Here is a 17,219-nt window from a genome sequence, read left to right on the forward strand (position 1 = left end):
TAGCCCCATCACACCAGGAGGCCCCGCATGACCCTTGCGATCGATCGCATCGACCACATCGTCCTCAACGTGAAGGACGTGGAAACCAGCGCCGCGTGGTATCAGCGCGTGCTCGGCATGCAGCGCGAAGATTTTCCGTCACGCACGGGCCCGCGCGTGTCCGTGAAATTCGGCCAGCAGAAGATCAACCTCAGGCCGATCGGCGAAGACACCGTCGCATGGTTCACGGGCGCCCACCCGACCGCGGGCAGCGACGACCTGTGCTTCATCACGCGAATGCCACCCAACGAAGTGGTGGCGCATTTCCTCGCGCACGAGGTCCCCGTGGAAGCCGGCCCGGCGCAACGCACCGGCGCGCTGGGCCCCATGAACTCCGTCTACTGCCGCGACCCCGACGGCAACCTGATCGAGGTCGCCAGCTATCCGCCGGCCTGACGAACCGGCGGCAGGCAGTCAGCGATTGCCGTCCAGCAGATCGTTGAGCATCTCGTCGAACGTCGCCTGCGCGTCTTCCAGCGCCTGCAGTGCGGCATCGAACGTTTGCAATGCGAGCTTGGATGGCTTGCCCGCGCCCTCCGGCGGATACTGGCTTTGCAAGGCGGTAAAGGCAACCTGCACCTGCCGCGTGGCAGCGACCACGCGCTCCATTGCCTGCGCCTCCTCGGCGCGCTTCTGTTCGTCCATGGCTGGCCCCCTCGGCCGTGTAATGCTCCAAAGCGCGTATCGTACAAGAACTTGCGCGCGAACTTGCGTCAACCAATCGCTGTCTGAATGGATCCATCGAAAAAAACAGGCTTCATGTCATCGAGCCTCATGTCAACACTGATCCGCCGGACGCTCGCCACCACGCTGGTCACGGCCGGCGGCTTCGTCTGCTATTGGACGTACCTCGCGGTCAACCAGGAACGCCTGCTGTTCGACGCGCGCCGCCGGCCGCCCCGCGAACTGCCCGAAGGCATCCTCGCGTATTCGCACACCGTGCCCGGCGGCATGCTGCGCGGATACCTGTATCACGCGGGCGACGACGGCGTGGACGACCTCCTGTTCTATTTGCCCGGCCGTGGCGAGGATGTCCTCGAGACGCTCCAGTACGTCAAATGGCTGCCCGACGGGATGGGCTTCGCGACGTTCGACTATCGCGGCCTCGGCCACTCGGATGGCATGCCGTCCGAAGCCTCGGCCGTCGCGGACGCGAGCCAGTTCCTGCTCCATATCCGCCGCGCGTTCCCCGGCGTGCGCGTGCACGTGGTCGGCCGCTCGCTCGGCACAGGAGTGGCGATCCAGCTCGCGGACCTGCAGGACTTCGAGAGCCTGCAGCTCATCACGCCCTACGACTCGCTGCTCGAAATCGTGCGCAAGCGCTTTCCGCTCGTGCCGCTGCGCCAGCTCATGCGCCACCATTTCGACTCGATTTCCCATTGCAAGAAGGTGGTGCAAAGCACCAAGGTCCTGCTCGCTGAGTCCGACGCCGTCGTCCCGCACGAATGCTCGGAGCGCCTGATCGCCGCATGGCCAGGCCCCGTGGCGTTGCAGACGATCCCCGGCACCGACCACTTCACGATCGTGGAACGCGAGGAAACGTGGCTTGCCCTTTGCGCATTCGCACGACAGGTGCCTTCCCGCGCACCTGTAAGGACGATCGCGCCACCGCCGGCGGATCACTCGGAGGCCGGTGAGCCTTTGCCGCTCGCTGCGGCGCGGTAGAATCGCGGCCATGAAAAAAATCGCAATCTGGACCGCCACCGCCTTCGCGGGGCTGGCGGCCGCCGGCGTGCTGCTTGCCGGCTTCGCCGCGGTGGTCAGCCTGCGGCAACTGCCTTCGATCGATGCGCTGCGCGACTACCGGCCCGATGTCCCGTTGCGCATTTTCACCAGCGACAACACGCTGATCGGGGAGTTCGGCACGGAACACCGCGAGTTCATCCCCATCGAGCACATGCCCAAGCGCATGACCGAGGCGCTGCTCGCGGCCGAGGACGATCAGTTCTATTCGCACGCCGGCGTGGATTTCGCGGGGCTGGTGCGCGCGGCGCTCGCCAATATCGGCGAAGGCTACGCGCAGGGCGCGTCCACGATCACGATGCAGGTCGCGCGCAATTTCTATCTGTCGCGCGAGAAGACGCTGTCCCGCAAATGGTACGAGATCCTGCTGGCGTGGCAGATCGACCGCTCGCTGCCCAAGGACCGCGTGCTCGAGCTCTATATGAATCAGGTCTATCTGGGCGAACATGCGTATGGGTTCGGGAGTGCCGCGCAGGTCTACTTCGGCAAACCGCTTGCGGACCTGTCGCTCGCGGAGACCGCGATGCTCGCTGGCCTGCCCAAGGCGCCTTCGACCATGAACCCTGCCGTGAACCTGCCGCGCGCGACGCGCCGGCAGGAATACGTGCTCGGCCGCATGCTGTCGCTCGGCATGATCACGCAGGACCAGTATCGCGATGCGCGGGCCGAGAAGATCAGCGTGGTGGCGGAAGGCAATGGACGCTACGCCGGCCATGCCGAGTACGTGGCCGAACTCGCGCGCCAGCTCGCGCATGACCGCTTCGGCGACGAGGCCTACACGCGCGGCATCAACGTCTACACCACGGTGTCGTCCGTACGCCAGACCATGGCGTACGACGCGGTGCGCGCGGGCATCGACAAATACGGCCAGCGCCATGGCGGGACCACCCCGCAGGCCGCGCTGATCTCGCTCGACAGCCAGACGGGCGCGATCGAGGCGATGATCGGCGGATCGGACTTCCAGACCAATCGCTTCAACCACGCCACGCAGGCGCAACGGCAGCCGGGCTCGACGTTCAAGCCGTTTATCTATTCGGCCGCGCTGGAGCGTGGCGTATCGCCTGGCACGCTCATCAACGATGCGCCGCTGGACGATCCCAAGTGGAATCCCTCGAACGATGACGATCGCTTCGTCGGGCCGATTCCGGTTCGCGAGGCACTCGCCGAGTCGCGCAACCTGCCGGCCATCCGCACGCTGCGCGAGATCGGCATTCCATACGCGATCGACTACGCGGGCAAGTTCGGGTTCTCCAAGAGCCGCCTGCCACCGTACCTGCCGATGGCGCTCGGCACCGGCACCACATCGCCCATGCGGCTCGCCGCGGCATACGGCGTGTTCGCCAACCACGGCTACCGCGTGGAGCCGTACCTGATCCAGAAGATCACCGACGGCGAGGGCAACGTCCTGTTTCAGGCCGATACGGCCGTTGCACCGACGCGCGTGATCTCCGAGCGCAACGCATTCGTCATGGACAGCCTGCTGCATAGCGTGGTCGATGCGGGCACCGGTACCGCCGTCCGGCGCTATACCAGGCGTCAGGACGTCGCGGGCAAGACCGGGACCACCAACGATTCGATCGATGGATGGTTCGCGGGTTACGCCGGCGAGATCGTGACCGTGGCCTGGATGGGCTTCGACGACAACCGCCCGCTGGGCAAGCGCGAGTTCGGCGCGACCACGGCATTGCCGATCTGGGCCGCGTATATGGAAGGCCGGCTCGCGGGCGTGCCCGTGTCGCTGTTCGAGGCGCCGTCGGGCGTCGCGCGCATCAATGGGGACTGGACCTATACCGAATATCCGGAGGGCGTCCACGCTGTCGCGTCCATCGGCTTCCCGCCGCCCGCGCCCGCGGAGGCCCCGCTCGACGGCGCCACGCCGGCTAACGACGGCTTTGGCCCCGCGGCCGTGCGCGATGGCAATGGCGGCGCGGCAACGCCCGCGCTGGGCATGCCCGCCACGAACGCCGCCCCGCGCGGCCCCGGTCAGCTCTGAGCATCGTGCGCGCCCGGCCCACGCCCTTGCCCACGCCCTTGACCACGCCCTTGACCACGCCCTTGACCACGCCCTTGCCCAGCCGCGTCGCACCGTCCGCGTGCGCGGCCCTCTCCATGGCGGCCCGCGCACCGCTCATGCCCCCTTTTGCGCTGCGCGATCGGCGCAGCGGGGCGAGTTCCACCTTAACCTGACGAATCTGTGTCCGCCTGGTCTACCCCCCTGATCTGGAGCATCGCGTGCGCCGCCACGCTCGGCGTGTTGCTGCGCCCGTTCCGCCTGCCCGAATGGTGCTGGGCGATGGCGGGCGCGATCGCGCTCTGTGTCGCGGGCCTGCTGCCGCTGGCCGACGCATGGGCCGCGGTCGCCCGCGGGTATGACGTCTACCTGTTCCTCGCGGGCATGATGCTGATCGCCGAGCTCGCCCGCAAGACGGGCCTGTTCGACCACGTGGCCGCGCTTGCGGTACGCCGCGCGCAGGGCTCCGCGCGGCGCCTGTTCGCGCTGGTCTACGGTTTCGGCACGGTGGTCACCATCTTCATGTCGAACGATGCGACCGCGGTCGTGCTGACTCCGGCCGTGCTGGCCGCGACCCGGGCCGCACGCGTGAAGTATCCCCTGCCGTATCTGTTCGCCTGCGCGTTCATCGCCAACGCGGCGAGCTTCGCGCTACCGATCTCGAATCCCGCCAATCTCGTGCTGTTCGGCGAACGCATGCCGCCGCTGGCCGCATGGCTCGCACGCTTCACGCTGCCATCGATCATCGCGATCGTCGTGACGTTCGCGGTGTTGTACTGGACCCAGCGAGAGGCCCTGTCGGAGCGCATTGCGGAAGAGGTTCCCACCCCGCCGCTGTCGCTGCAGGCATGGCTGACGACGGCGGGCATCGCCATCACGGGCATCGCCCTGCTGACCGCATCCCTGCTCGGCCGCGACCTCGGCTGGCCCTCGGCGCTGGGCGGTCTGGTCACGTTAGGCGCGGTATGCCTGTCGCAACCGCGGCTGTTCATGCCGGCGGTGCGCGAAGTCTCATGGGGCGTGATGCCGCTGGTGGCCGGGCTGTTCGTGCTGGTAGCCGGCCTGGAGCACACCGGGGTGATTACGCAACTGGCGCACTGGGTGCAATGGCTGTCCTCGCACCCGCACGATATCGCGGGCCATGTCGGGACGATCGCGGCGGGCGTGCTGGTCGGCCTCGCCTGCAACATCGTGAACAACCTGCCAGCCGGCCTCATCGCGGCGTCAGCCCTCTCCGCCGGCCACGCCTCCGAAGCCGTCACCGGCGCGGTACTGATCGGCGTTGACCTCGGCCCCAACCTCTCGGTCAGCGGCTCGCTCGCGACACTGCTATGGCTGACGGCGCTACGACGCGAGGGACATATGGTCACCGCCATGCAGTTCCTGCGGCTTGGGGCACTGGTGACGCCTATTGCGTTGGTGGCCGCGCTGGCGGCGCAGTTGTTGTAATCCGCGCCGTTCGAGAGATGGTTTCGGAGCCATCAAAGACGCGAAATCATGGGCCTAAGTCCGTGGGCCTGAATTCATGAGTCTGAGCTCATGCGCGATGCCAATCCTATAAATTTTCTCACAACGAGGAAGCGCAATTTATTCCTCTTCCCATGGCCCCGTCCGTGGAGGTGGCTCTGATTCGCCACGGTCTCTCCGCCTCTGTGCCCGCAGGTCTCTTACGAAGTAGTAGGTGATAGCCACGAAGAAAGTGAGAAAAACCGGCAAGCCGGCAATAAGCGGCCTCCACCCGGCCCCCTGAGCCAAAGAGAAGCCCGCCGCCACAAGGACGAGGTATGTCAGGCTGAGATAGCCCACAATCAGACGCTTGAGTATTTTTTTAAGGTTACCCGGAGAATTCATATCCGATCCTCGACCTACAATCCGAGCGGCACGCCAGCGCCCTTTCAATCCTCTTCCCACGGACTCTTCCACGGAGGAGGTGGAGGCTCATCTCGCTCATCCCGCGCTAGTGCGCGTAGCTCCTTGATAAACTGATAAGTAATTCCGACGAAAAACGTCAAATAGACGGGGACTCCAACAAGAACCGGCCTCCAACTGGCGCCTTGGACGAGACTAAAAGCAAGAGCAAAAAGAGGCATCGATATCCACGCGATATAGGCTCTTAGGAATTTTTTCTGCAATTGCTTTCGCTTTTCGTTCATCCCTATCATCTTTCGCTCGGATCTTTCTCAACAGATGTTTTGAGAGAATCAGCCATAGATTGCGTCAGTTAAATATCCTCATCGGACTTCGCTGCAAGTGCTTCCTGCTTCATCTACGACTAATCGTAAAGCTTGCGCGTCGGTCGCCGCCTCGCGCTGGGCGTCCGCGATATCACCGACCGTCCCCGTAGCCGCCTCCCCTGCCGCCCGCTGCGCCGCCATCCTGTCGGCCTGGCGGCGCTGCACGCTGACAAAGTCCTGATACTTTTGCCGACCGCCGTGTGCGTCGTGCTTAGTACTGATAAACAACCTGCAATCCCGCCGTCACTGACGCTGTTTGAAACTGCTCTGGCTTGTACACCGGCGTGCCGAGGAACACATCGTAAGACATCCCGCCAAATTTGGCCGAACCGATACCGCCGCGCAGGCCGACGACAGCGCCGGCGAGTTGCGTGCCCACCAGTGCCTCGGTTGACGGGCCATAGACGCGACCGTAGTCCAGGCCGACATACACGGCCTGATTGCTTTCGCCCAGCGGCGCCTGTAGTTCGTTGCGCCAGTAGAACCCTTTCTCGCCCGCCAACTGGCTTTCTCCGTCGAAACCTCGCACGGTATAGCGGCTGCCGATTGTCAGGTCGTCGATGTAGTAGAGGCGGTCGTTGGTAAACTGGCCTCTTACGGTGGTCACGTATCGCAATGCCTGCTCGGCGACCTTGACGGGGACCGACAGGTTGGCGTCGAGCACCATCATCCGGTAGCGCCATGTGGGGCCGCCATCCGACGCCAACGCATCGTCCTGCGCCCCAAGCGCGCCGACGCCTTGACGGAAGGAGAGCGTCGCGTCCAGTTGCGACTGACCGAAGTAATGGCGGTCCGTCACGCCAACTTCGACGATCGTATTGTTGCGGTGCTGCTGCGGAATCTCGGTGTCTTCGATATAGCTCTTGCCGAAACGGCGCGTCAGCTTGATCTGCATGCCGAAGATATCGTTCTGGCTTCGGCTTAGGACACGGTGAAGTTTCAGGTCAACGTTCTCCGACTTGCCGCTCGACACGAACGTCGTGTTCACGCCCGCGATTTGCTGGAAGTAGTTGCTGCTGTATGCCGACAGTGTCGCGGTCCAGTAGCCCCATGGCACTGAATAGAACCCGTTCCATCCGCGCGTGCCGTGCTCCTTGTTGCCGAACATCAGATCCTGGTTGTAGCCGACGTTGAAGATGTCGCTGAGGCCAAGCGGGTTGTCGATGCCGACGCTGACGTTGCCCTGCCATTTGCCCGTGGACCTGGAACCGGAGTTGTCTACCGACGCCACGACTGTCCATGGCTTGTTGCGTTTGACCGCAATGACGACATCGCTGCGGCCGGGCACGGCGGTTGGGACGATCTGCATGTCCACGTCCTGACTCGCCACGCGCTTCATCTGCTCGAGCCCTTGCTCGAGATCGCGGAGGTTCAGCAGTTCGCCCGGGGCGGTGGGAAACGCGCTCTTCCATGTGCCCCACAGTTCGGGGTCGTTGAAGCGGATATCGCCGATGACGCCGGGGATCAGGGACAGGATCAGCGTGCCTGACGATAGGTCTTGCGTCGGGATCAGGACGCGGGTGGTGACGTAGTTTTTTGACAGGATGGTCTGCGACAGGCCTTTTACCAGCGTTTCAACGCCCTGCTTACCGATGCATTCGCCTTCATAATGGGATAGCCATTGCTGGGCGAAGGCGAACGGGTCCATGGGCAGCGCGGAGGCGCCGATGGACTGCATGGCAGGCGGGAGGTCTTTTGGGACTTCGAGCTTGAACTGCGTGATGCGAAAGCAGGGGGCTTCCTGTGGCAAGGTCGGGTACTCAGCCCGCGCGATGGCCTCGCCGCGGACGGCGGGCGCGTTGATCGCGGCGGCGCGTTCGCGGGATTCTTGTTGTAGGCGCGTGCGTTGGTCTTGTTCGGCGTTGGTTAGGGCGGCGGATTGAGTGGGAGGCTGGGGAACCTGGGCGTTCGCGTTGGATGCGTAGAGGATGACCGCGATCGTCGTTGCGGACGCGAGGGGGTAGCGATTGTGAGACATATAGGAATATGCAACAGTGACCGAACCGCGGCGTTACGAACGCCATTTTTCTTATCTGCACCGACTCAAGCCCGATATATTTTCGGCGCCAGCCTAATCCGCACATGCCGCACGCCGCTCGGATGGATACGTCATGTAGAGGTATCCATTGCGCGTACTGTCATCGAACATGATGAGGGCGGAGGCACCACTCTTACATAAGAAAATTTTTTCGCCCGAATTATTGGATGTCATCCATCCCAACGAATTCAGTTTTTCCTTATATTTTTTCATCAAAGCTGTAGACCATGCTTCGGACGAAACCGTAAGCCTTAGCGTAGCGCTGCTTATTTTCGTTTTTTTGTCATCATCAAAATCGAGAATCTTTACATTTTCACTGCGGATGATTTCCATGTCATGCCGCATCATCTGACGAGCCGATCTGGTCTCCGCAAGAGATGGGTTCGACTTGAATGAATCTACGATGCCTATCAGGACAATAATAATAAAAACAATCGATAGCAAAATCTCGGTACTCTTTTTCATTTTCTCTTGCGATCTATTTTTACGTTCACGCCTGTTCCGGCGGCAACCCCTGCCGAGCCGAATCCGACCTCCAAAGCGAGTCCGCCCCCGACCGCCTTATTGATATTCAGACAGATCCCCCAACAACCACCCACGACATACGACGCACCCTCCAGAAAAGAGTTTGTGGCCAGACTCGCATCACCATGCTTGCTGAAGATAAAGCCCCAAACAATGCTGCCGGAGGGCGCGATTGGAACTGTCCCACCTGCACCGACGTAGGCCTGACCATCGTGGAGGTTCAGCGCTGCATTTCCGGCCAAGCCGGCTCCAGAGCGATTAGCGCTCACATAGTCCGGCACGATCGCTGGTCGCGACCCTGGCAGGGCAGTCTGCTCCGGTGAAAGCCGGCCATCGTTGCTCCCCCCGCGGAAAGGATTGTTGTACTCGCCAGTCGTGGCGACGAAAAGATGGCCGGCATTTTGACTGATGTAAGCCACGGCGTACTGGTCTCCACCAGGGCCCGCTTTCGCTACTGCATCAACAAGCCTATAACCTGTGCCCAATAGCATGCTTTCCGCCTGATCCACTGTCAGAACAATACCGGTCCTACCTCCATAAAATGCAGCGAAAGCCTTGGCATTATCCTTTGCCCACTTTCGCTCATCTGGATGCAACTGCCGATTAAACCGATCCGCAGTCGCCGCAGTCGCCGCACCTGACCCACCGCCAGCAACAGCGCCGATGCCTCCCGCCGCGAGGTTCGCCGCCAGGTTGCCGATCGCCTCATCCAGATCCTTGTTGCCAGTCCCCGCGCCCTCCGCCACCGCCTTGCCCACCGTCGCAAGCTGTTCCGCGGCGAGGGATGACACGCGAGCGCCTGCCGCGCCAGCGAGGGCGTTGCCGCCGCCGAGGCCGGCGATCATGGCGCCGCCGGCGGCGTGGAGGGCGGCGCGGTAGGGGCCGCCGTCCTTCCAGCCGTCCACATCCGCCATGGCTTGATCGAGCGCTGCGCGGTTCTCTTCGGACGGGTTCGCGTCGTAAGCAATTTGCGCCGCGATCTGCGCGTCGGTCGCCGCCTTGCGCTTCGCATCCGCAATATCCCCGACCGTCCTCCCCACCGCCTCCCCTGCCGTCTGCGCCGCCGCCATCATGTCGGCCTGCTTGCCCAGCACGTTGTTGAGGTCCGGACCTTTGCCGACCGTGGTGTTGGTATTGCCGAGGTCCCGGTTCAGCGTCGCCACGTCCTGATTCTGATTGGCCTGATCGGTGATCGTGATCGTGCCGGCCGCGATACCCGACTGGGTCACACCGCGCTGGCTGCCGCTGTCATCTTGCGGGATGAAAGGGCCCACGCCGCCCGTGTTCTTGCCCGCCGTCTGCCCCGACTTCTGGTCGATCGCCTTCTGGCCAAAGGTGGGCCCACCGGACAGGCCCATCGACGTGCCGCTATAGTCCGACTTGTTCTCGATATCGCTCCACGTCAGCGTACCCGTGGTCAGCTGATTCTTGTCCTCATCGGCAGTGCTCGCAATGACGGCCCCCTTCAGATCCGTGTTGCCCTTGACATGGATATCGAACCCATCGTCGCCCGCGCGAATGCCCGATTGTTGCGTCACGTTGGCGTAATCGCTGTCGGCCTTTCCCTTCGAGGCGGAGAACGAACCACTCGCGCCGCCCTGGCTGATGCTCAGACCGCCGCCCATGCTTTTCTGTTCGGCGTGGCTGACCTCCGTGTCCTGCCGGCTGGCGATATTCAGGTTGCCGCCAATATCGGCCGACACCTTGCCGCCGCTGACCATGCCGCCAAGGATATTGGTGTCGTTGCCCGATACGATCGTCACGGATTCGCTGCCTGTCACGTGGCTGTTCACCTGCGTCGTGCCGACCGTATCGCTGTTGCCCTTGCTCATCTGGCCCGACACCGACACGCCGAAGCCCTGCGCGCCGTAGGACACGCCGATACTGCCGCCGCTCGACTTGTTCGTGGCATGGCTTTCGTAGGTGTCGGTGGCCGAGACGATATTCACGTCGCCCCTGGCGCCTAGACCCACTTTGGTGGCCGAAACGTCGGAGCCGATGATGTTCAGGTTGCCGGCGGTCTTGTTGCCGTCGGCATCCACGCCCGTTGCGATGAACGTGGCGGTGCCGCCCGCCTGAATATTCGACCCCATATGGGTCGTACTGTCCTGCGTCAGCGTGTTCTTGCTCTGGCTGGTGCCGAAGGACAGCGTGATGGCCGCGCCCTGTGGCCCCTCTCCCGCTTTCAGGGCGTCATAGGCGGCGCCTGCACCAGCGGCCGCGTCATAGGCGTCCCGACCTGCTGCGATGCCCCACAACGCCGACGCGCGCCCATCTTCGCTCTTCGTGCTCGCGTTGATCTTCTGGCCGGCATTGATCGCCGCGCCGATGGCCCCGCCGCTCACACCGAGCGTGAAGCCCGTCTGCTTGATCTCGTGCGTCTCGTCGTGGTGCTCGCTTCCTTTGGCGGCCTCGATGATGACATCGGCGCCCACGCCAGTCAGGTCTTTCGCTGCGATGACCTGACTGCCGGTGATTTGCAGCGTGCTGCCTGCTTTCAGGGTGACGCTGCCGTCGGTGCTGCCGACGAGGCTGCCGGTCTGCGTGACCGAGCTGTCATGCGTCGTGTCCTTCTGGTCGCGCATGCCGTAGGACAGGCCGCCACCGGTGGCACCGAAGCCGGTGGCCTTCGTATGGGAATACGTCTGGCTTTCGCTGGTGCTCTCGGCCGTGGTGATGGTCAGGTTTCGACCGGCTTCGAGACTGAGATCGTGCGTGCCGGCGACGGTCGAGCCGGCGATGGTCATATCGCGGCCGGCGCTGCCGGTGATGGTGTCGCCCGACACGACCGAGCCAACCGCCACGCTGTCGCGCGTGCTCGACGTCGTGGTCGTTTCCTTCTTCGACATGAAGCCCGAGCTTTCGGTATGGGACCAGCTGTCGCTGCGGTGCTGCTCGGTAACCGTGCCAATGGTCACGTCGCCGGTGGCGACCAGCTTGACGGCGCCGTCCGTGCTCGACACGCCAGAGCCGAGGATCGCCACATTGCCAGTGCCGTCGGACTGCGCGGCAGCGATGCCGTTGCCCTGCAGGATCTGATTGACAACGGCGGTCTGCCCTGCCCCAAGCGTGACGTTGCCGCCTGCGTCGATAGTGGCGGCGCGGGTGCTTTCGTCGTACGCGGATTGCGTGAACTGGGAGGCCTTGTTGCTCATCGCACCGGCGGCCTGCGTGTGCGTGTCCATGGCGGCGGTTACGGTCGTGTTGCGGCCGGCCACCAGCGCGGCGTCTCCCCCCGCATCGATGGCCGAGCCCGTCAGCGTCGCATCACGTCCCGCCACCGCGGTCATGCTGCCGCCGGTCTTCACCGTGCTGCCGGCATTCACGGTGGTCTCTTCGCGCAGATAATCCTTCCCGCCATGCGCGGTCGCATCCTGTGTCGTGCCGAGTTGTACCGTCCCGATGTTCAGGTCACGGCCCGCAGCCAGCATCGCGTTGTTGCCGGCATCCACCGTACCGCCAGCAATCGTGATGTCGCGGCCGGCCAGCATGGCGACGTTGCCCGTGCCTTCGATGGTGGCCACCGCGCCAATGCCGGTGGCGCTTGCGCTGTTGCCGTTTGCCAGCGTCGTGGTATTGGTGATCGTCTGCGACTGGTTGACGATGTCGCGGCCCGCCGCCACGACGACGTCCTGTCCGCCGATGCGGCCGCCCAGATTGCGAACGTCCTGCGTCGCGCTGACGACGGTCGTGCCGCTGCTGCCGATGCCGCCGATGCTACCCCGGTTGACGATGTCGGTGCCAACCACCTGCGTGGCGAGGTTGCCCACGATCGATCCACTGTTGTTGACGGTGTCGGTTGCATCGATCGAGACCGTATTGCCCGCGATCAATGCGCCGGTGCTGTTCAGGTCTACGCCGTTGCCTTGGGCCAGATAGACCTTCGGCACGAGCACCGACTGCACGGTGCCGTCCGGCAGCGTCACGTCCTGCGACACCATCCACACCATGTCGGTCGTGAGCTGGCGCATCTGCGCTTCCGTGAGACCGACGCCCGGAGTCAGGTCGAACGCCTTGGCATACGTGACGCCGTTGTTCATCAGCGCCTTGTACTCCTCCAGCTGGTCCGTGTAACCCGTGAGGAAGGTCTTGCCCGTCAGCTGGGTGATCTGATCGCGGACCAGCTTCTCTTCGTAGAAGCCGTCGCCCAGGCGCTTCTGGGTCTTCTGCGGATCGAGACCGAGCGCGCCCAGCATGTAGTCGCTCGAGATGAAGTTCGTGTACTGCGTGAAGCGCGGGTCCGTGGCGACAAGGTAGGTGTCGCCCGGCGCGGTGCGGAAGCGGTAGAGGCCGTTGGTGGGCAGCGTGAGGTTGGGGATGCCGCCTTGCGGTGTGCCCAGCGTCTGCACTACGCCCTTGACGGTGCTGGTCCCGACTGCGCCGGCCTGCCCTGCATTGCCCGTGGCGCCGGCAGCCTGCGTACCGGTGGCACCGCCGCCGGAGACCGTCGCGCCCGTCACCGCGGCGCCGACGGTGTTCACCGACGCCACGGTCACGTTCTGCGCGGTGGTCTGGACGTTCTGGTTGGCGGTCGCCACTGCGGCGAGCGCCGACGTTGTGGTGGGGGCTTGCGGCGCGCTCGGATAGGCAACCACCTGCGTGTCCGAACTGCCGCCCGTGCGCTGGTGCCAGTAGAACGTGGACGTATCCTGTGTGGTCACCGTTTGCTGCAACACCGTGCCGACATCCTGAATCCTGCCGTTCGCGGCCACGCGGATCAGGTTGCCGCCGGCCGCCATCGTCGACGACTGGTTCAGGATATTGCCGTTGTTACTGTTGATGCGGATGTTGCCGGATGCCTGGATCTTCGCCGCATCCGTCGCGCTGACGAGCTGGTCCGTCGCGGTCATCGTGACCGTGGTGCGGCTAATCTCGTTGTAGTCGTGACCGAAGTTGGCCTGCTTCACCTCGTCCGGGCGGATGTGCAGGTTCGGATCCCAGTCGGGCCACAGCGTGATGCTGTAGGTCGTGCCGTTATCCGTGATCGACTGGTAATACTGCGTAGGCCGTGTCGCGATCTCTCGCGTGCAGATGCCTGTGGCCTGGTCGCAGGGGGAACTCGCCGTCGCGATCGGGTCGAGGTATTCCTCGATGGGCGATTTGACGAACGACAGCGTCTTGTTAGCCGGGTCGAGGTTCTTGACGTCGGCCTTGTCCACCGTGACGGTGATGGGGTTACGGAGCGCGTTTGTCTGCGGCGTGCTGACCTGCGCGGCCGATGTGCTCCAGCTCCACTGTGGGAAGGTGAGGCTAAGGTGCACCGACAGATCGATGCCCGACAGTCCGGCCTGCCACAACGTCAGCGTCTGCGAGGCGGTCTCGGTGGGCGTGCCCGCGGCCGTGACGATGCGCGTGCGCGTATTGCTGACCTGATTGGCGGCGATATCGATGTCGCCATCCGCCTCGATGTTCGCGGAGCGGTTGATCAGCGTGTTCGTCTGATTGGCCAGCAGGCCTGTGCTGGCGTCCCGGGTGCCATCGCGGGCGATCTGCATATTGCCCGCGCTGTAGAGCGTGGCGCCGTCGAGGTTCTGGACCGCGCGGGTCAACGAGCTGGTGGCGTACAGGTTCAGGTTCTGCACGGCGGCCATCAGGGCCGTGGCGCCGTTGTTGACGATGTCCGTGCCCTGCACCTGCACGTTGTTGCCAATCACCGTGCCGGTGTTGGTCACCGTCGGGCCGGTGACCCGGACGGTATCGCCTTCGATGCGGCCCGCGTTGGAGACAACGTTGGTGGCGGTGACCGTGGTGGTCGTGGCGTTGACGCCTGCGGAGGCGGCGTTGACGACGTTGGTACCGGACACGGTCACGGCTCCCGCCGAGGCGAGCGTGCCGGTGTTGGTCAGCGTGCCCGTCGTCGTGACGCTCAGTTTGCCGTTGGCGTGCAGCTGGTTCGCAGCGTCGTTGGTGTAGTCGCCCGCCACGTTCAGCGTGAGGTCGCGGCCGGCGATCATCGTGCCGCTGCCCGATAGCGCGCCGGCGACGGCAACGTCCTGATTGGCCTTGACCGCGCCGCCGAGGTTCGACATCGAACCAACATTGACGCTGACGTCCTTGCCGGCCAATACCTGCCCGCTGGCGTTGCCGAGTGCGGCGCCCATCTGGTTCAGTGTCAGGCTCTGCCCATAGAGGGTGCCGCTGCGGTTGTCGACGCGAGAGCGCACTTGCAGGTCGAGCGCGCGACCGGCCGCGATCTGCGCGCCGGCGTCGTTGGCCAGCGTCTGCGCGGCGACGGTGATGTCGCCGTTGGCGCCGATCTTGCCCGCCGTGTTGGTGAGCGTGTTGGCGACGGTCACCGTCGTCGCGCCATCGCCGGCGTTGACGATCGCGCCCCGCGTGTTGTCAATGCTGGTGGCGGTGACGGTTGCCGTGCCGGAGGTACCGTTGGCAGCGAACGTGCCGCCGGTGTTGAACAGCGCGCCGGTGGCCCCGACGGCCAGATTGCCCGCGGTCTGGGCGGAGCCCGACGTGTTGTCGATGCTGCCGCCGCTTGCCAGCGTCAGACCGGTGTTGCCGTAGACCATGCCCTGCCGGTTCGACAGATCGCCACTGGCGACGACGTTGGTCTTGCCCTGCGCGGACATCGTGCCGCTGCTGTTGTTCAGCGTCGCCGCTTGCGCCGCAAGGTCGCCATTGGTCTGGATGACGCCGCCGGTGTTGGTCAGCGTCTGCTGGCTCGTGACGGTCAGGCTGCCTGTTCCCGCGTGAGACAGGGTGCCACCGTCGTTGGCCACCTTGCTGGCGCCGATCGAGAGGCGGGTGCCGTTGGCGACGATCGTGCCGCCGGTGTTGTCGAGCGTCCCGCCGGCGGTCAGGGTGGTGTCGGTCGCGCCAGTTTGCCTGAGCGAGCCGCCACGGTTGACGAGGTCGCCCGTCGTTTGAATCGCGAGTTGCGTGCCTTCGATCTGGCCGCCGGTGTTGTCGAGCGACTGCGCGGCGATGACCACGTTGCCGCCAAGCACCTTGCCCTGCCGCGTGCCAAGCGCGGCGGCGTTGGCCGTGAGCGTGCCCGCCGCCTGTACGGTGGCGCCAGACAGGTCCATCGCACCGGCGGACAGGGTGAGGCTACCGTTGGCGGCAGTCTGGCTGCCGGCAAGGTTGGCGCTGCTCCCCTGAAGCGTGTCGTTGCCGCTGGACGAGTTTCGGCCCGTGGCAGCCAGCGCGCCCGATGCGTTCAGCGTCAGGTCGGCGGCCCCCGCTGTCGCGCCGTCTGGCGTCATGCCCGCGGCCAGCGTGCCGGTGGAGGCGATGGTCTGCGCGTTGACGCTGAGGCCCTGCTGCGCGGCCAGCGTGCCGCTATTGGCGAGCGTGCCATCGGTCTGCACACGCATCGCACCGAGGGCGTACGTCGTGCCACTGTTGTCGATGCCATCGCGCGCAGCGATCGCGAGATTGCCGCTGGCGTTGGTCTGACCCGCCAGCACGAGCTTGCCTTGCGCGGTCAGGATCATGTCACCGGCCTGCGCCGCCGCCACGCCGCGTAGCGAGACGCCGACGCCGAGTTCCGTGGATGCCAGCAGGATCTTGTTGGCGTACATGCCGCCAAGCTGGCTCACGTCGATGCCGGCAGACGGCGCCGGGCCGGTGCCCGCGATGGCGTTGGCTTCCAGCGTGTTGTAGTTGACGTTGTTGGCACCGGCACCGGCAACGACGTTGAGCCGGTTCGCGTAGAGCGCCGCGTTGGCCTTGACCGCCCGCGCGATCACATCGACCTGATCGACGCTCGCGGCGTTGAGACCGCCGCCCTCGACACTGATCTGACCACCCGTCACGCGAAACGCATCGAGGCTGCCGCTGCCCCCATAGATCGGCGTGCCCGTCGTCAGCGTCGCGCGCGGCGTGTTGATGAAGCCCGCGCCGTCAACGAGGATCCCGTTCGGATTGGCGATGACCACCTGCGCGCCGGGGCCGGCCACTTCCACGTAGCCGCGCAACTGGCTCGGGGACATGCTGTTGACCTGGTTGACGATGATGCGCGCGGAGCCGCCGGGAAGCAGGTTCGGATTCCCGTTGATGAAACCCGCCTGCTGCGTGTTGACGATGCCGGGCGAGTTGTTGAGGATCGCGCCGCCGCGGTTGACGTCGAACTGGGTGTAGTGGTTCGTGGAGACGCCCGCGTTGGAGGGACGCGTGATGTTGACCTGCGGGAGGCCGTTGGCGGTCGTGACGACCGTGGGACGGTTGGCACCCGCGTTGGGGTCGGCGACGATCTGCGCCGTTGCCATCGTCGGCAGGGCCATGTACGTCCCGAGGGCGATCCATACCGCCAGTCGAATCGCCGGTGTCGCCGGGATCGTGAACCGATGCACGGCAAAACGATGCACCCCACCTCGGGGCAGCGTGCCGCGCTGCGCCGTGCCCGGCGCGGCAGTGCGCCGGCCCGTTCCGGTGCTGCTGGCGGTCTCCGCCACGGCCATCGGCATGGCGCGCGTGCGGTGGAACACAATGCGGTAACGAAGGCGATTCATGGGACCCCGAATGACACTTTCGGGGCGCCGCGTAGGGGATGTTTTAAGGGTTTTACACCCTACTTTTTGTGATAGTTAAATTGACTTCGATCCACATACCCTCAACGCTGCAAAATAGTACCAACGCGCAGGCCGCACCGCATATGGTGTTTCGTCCATTT

The 17,219-nt window shown here is 64.5% G+C and carries 8 protein-coding genes; 4 read left to right on the top strand and 4 right to left on the bottom strand.

Going from position 1 to position 17,219, the window contains the following annotated elements; all coding sequences use genetic code 11:
- Positions 1-27: 27 nt before the first annotated feature.
- On the top strand, positions 28-435 hold the full coding sequence (locus tag KHP16_RS22070) for a VOC family protein (protein ID WP_115954200.1): 408 nt from the start codon (positions 28-30) through the stop codon (positions 433-435).
- Positions 436-453: 18 nt separating this feature from the next.
- On the opposite strand, the gene KHP16_RS22075 is transcribed toward KHP16_RS22070, so the two are convergent.
- The gene (locus KHP16_RS22075) at positions 454-684 is read right to left on the bottom strand and encodes a hypothetical protein (protein WP_109583804.1); all 231 of its coding nucleotides are present in this window, start codon (positions 682-684) and stop codon (positions 454-456) included.
- A 129-nt stretch (positions 685-813) separates the two neighbouring features.
- On the opposite strand from KHP16_RS22075, the gene KHP16_RS22080 reads away from it, so the two are divergent.
- From KHP16_RS22080 to KHP16_RS22090, 3 genes are all read left to right on the top strand, one after another.
- Entirely contained in the window at positions 814-1,704 is an 891-nt protein-coding gene (locus KHP16_RS22080; RefSeq protein WP_109583803.1) for an alpha/beta hydrolase, read from the top strand.
- 10 nt (positions 1,705-1,714) lie between these two features.
- The gene (locus KHP16_RS22085; protein ID WP_211961125.1) at positions 1,715-3,775 is read left to right on the top strand and encodes a penicillin-binding protein 1A; all 2,061 of its coding nucleotides are present in this window, start codon (positions 1,715-1,717) and stop codon (positions 3,773-3,775) included.
- Positions 3,776-3,976: 201 nt separating this feature from the next.
- On the top strand, positions 3,977-5,242 hold the full coding sequence (locus KHP16_RS22090) for an arsenic transporter (protein WP_211961126.1): 1,266 nt from the start codon (positions 3,977-3,979) through the stop codon (positions 5,240-5,242).
- 996 nt (positions 5,243-6,238) lie between these two features.
- On the opposite strand, the gene KHP16_RS22095 is transcribed toward KHP16_RS22090, so the two are convergent.
- The 3 genes from KHP16_RS22095 to KHP16_RS22105 all read right to left on the bottom strand — a co-directional run bounded on the left by KHP16_RS22095 (position 6,239) and on the right by KHP16_RS22105 (position 17,058).
- Positions 6,239-8,005: a ShlB/FhaC/HecB family hemolysin secretion/activation protein gene (locus tag KHP16_RS22095; RefSeq protein ID WP_211961127.1), complete on the bottom strand. Its 1,767-nt coding sequence runs from the start codon at positions 8,003-8,005 to the stop codon at positions 6,239-6,241.
- 93 nt (positions 8,006-8,098) lie between these two features.
- Positions 8,099-8,530, bottom strand: a complete 432-nt coding sequence (locus tag KHP16_RS22100) for a hypothetical protein (protein ID WP_211961128.1) — start codon at positions 8,528-8,530, stop codon at positions 8,099-8,101.
- A complete protein-coding gene (locus KHP16_RS22105; RefSeq protein ID WP_211961129.1) occupies positions 8,527-17,058 on the bottom strand; it encodes a hemagglutinin repeat-containing protein in 8,532 nt (2,843 codons plus the stop codon). The genes KHP16_RS22100 and KHP16_RS22105 overlap by 4 nt, the downstream gene beginning before the upstream one ends.
- Positions 17,059-17,219 lie beyond the last annotated feature (161 nt).

The organism is Cupriavidus plantarum (genome assembly GCF_905397285.1).
GTDB lineage: Bacteria > Pseudomonadota > Gammaproteobacteria > Burkholderiales > Burkholderiaceae > Cupriavidus > Cupriavidus plantarum.

Coding starts and splice junctions, on each gene's coding strand:
- KHP16_RS22085 (WP_211961125.1), top strand. CDS start 1,715: ATGAAAAAAATCGCAATCTGGACCGCCACCGCCTTCGCGGGGCTGGCG.
- KHP16_RS22080 (WP_109583803.1), top strand. CDS start 814: ATGTCAACACTGATCCGCCGGACGCTCGCCACCACGCTGGTCACGGCC.
- KHP16_RS22070 (WP_115954200.1), top strand. CDS start 28: ATGACCCTTGCGATCGATCGCATCGACCACATCGTCCTCAACGTGAAG.
- KHP16_RS22075 (WP_109583804.1), bottom strand. CDS start 684: ATGGACGAACAGAAGCGCGCCGAGGAGGCGCAGGCAATGGAGCGCGTG.
- KHP16_RS22095 (WP_211961127.1), bottom strand. CDS start 8,005: ATGTCTCACAATCGCTACCCCCTCGCGTCCGCAACGACGATCGCGGTC.
- KHP16_RS22100 (WP_211961128.1), bottom strand. CDS start 8,530: ATGAAAAAGAGTACCGAGATTTTGCTATCGATTGTTTTTATTATTATT.
- KHP16_RS22105 (WP_211961129.1), bottom strand. CDS start 17,058: ATGAATCGCCTTCGTTACCGCATTGTGTTCCACCGCACGCGCGCCATG.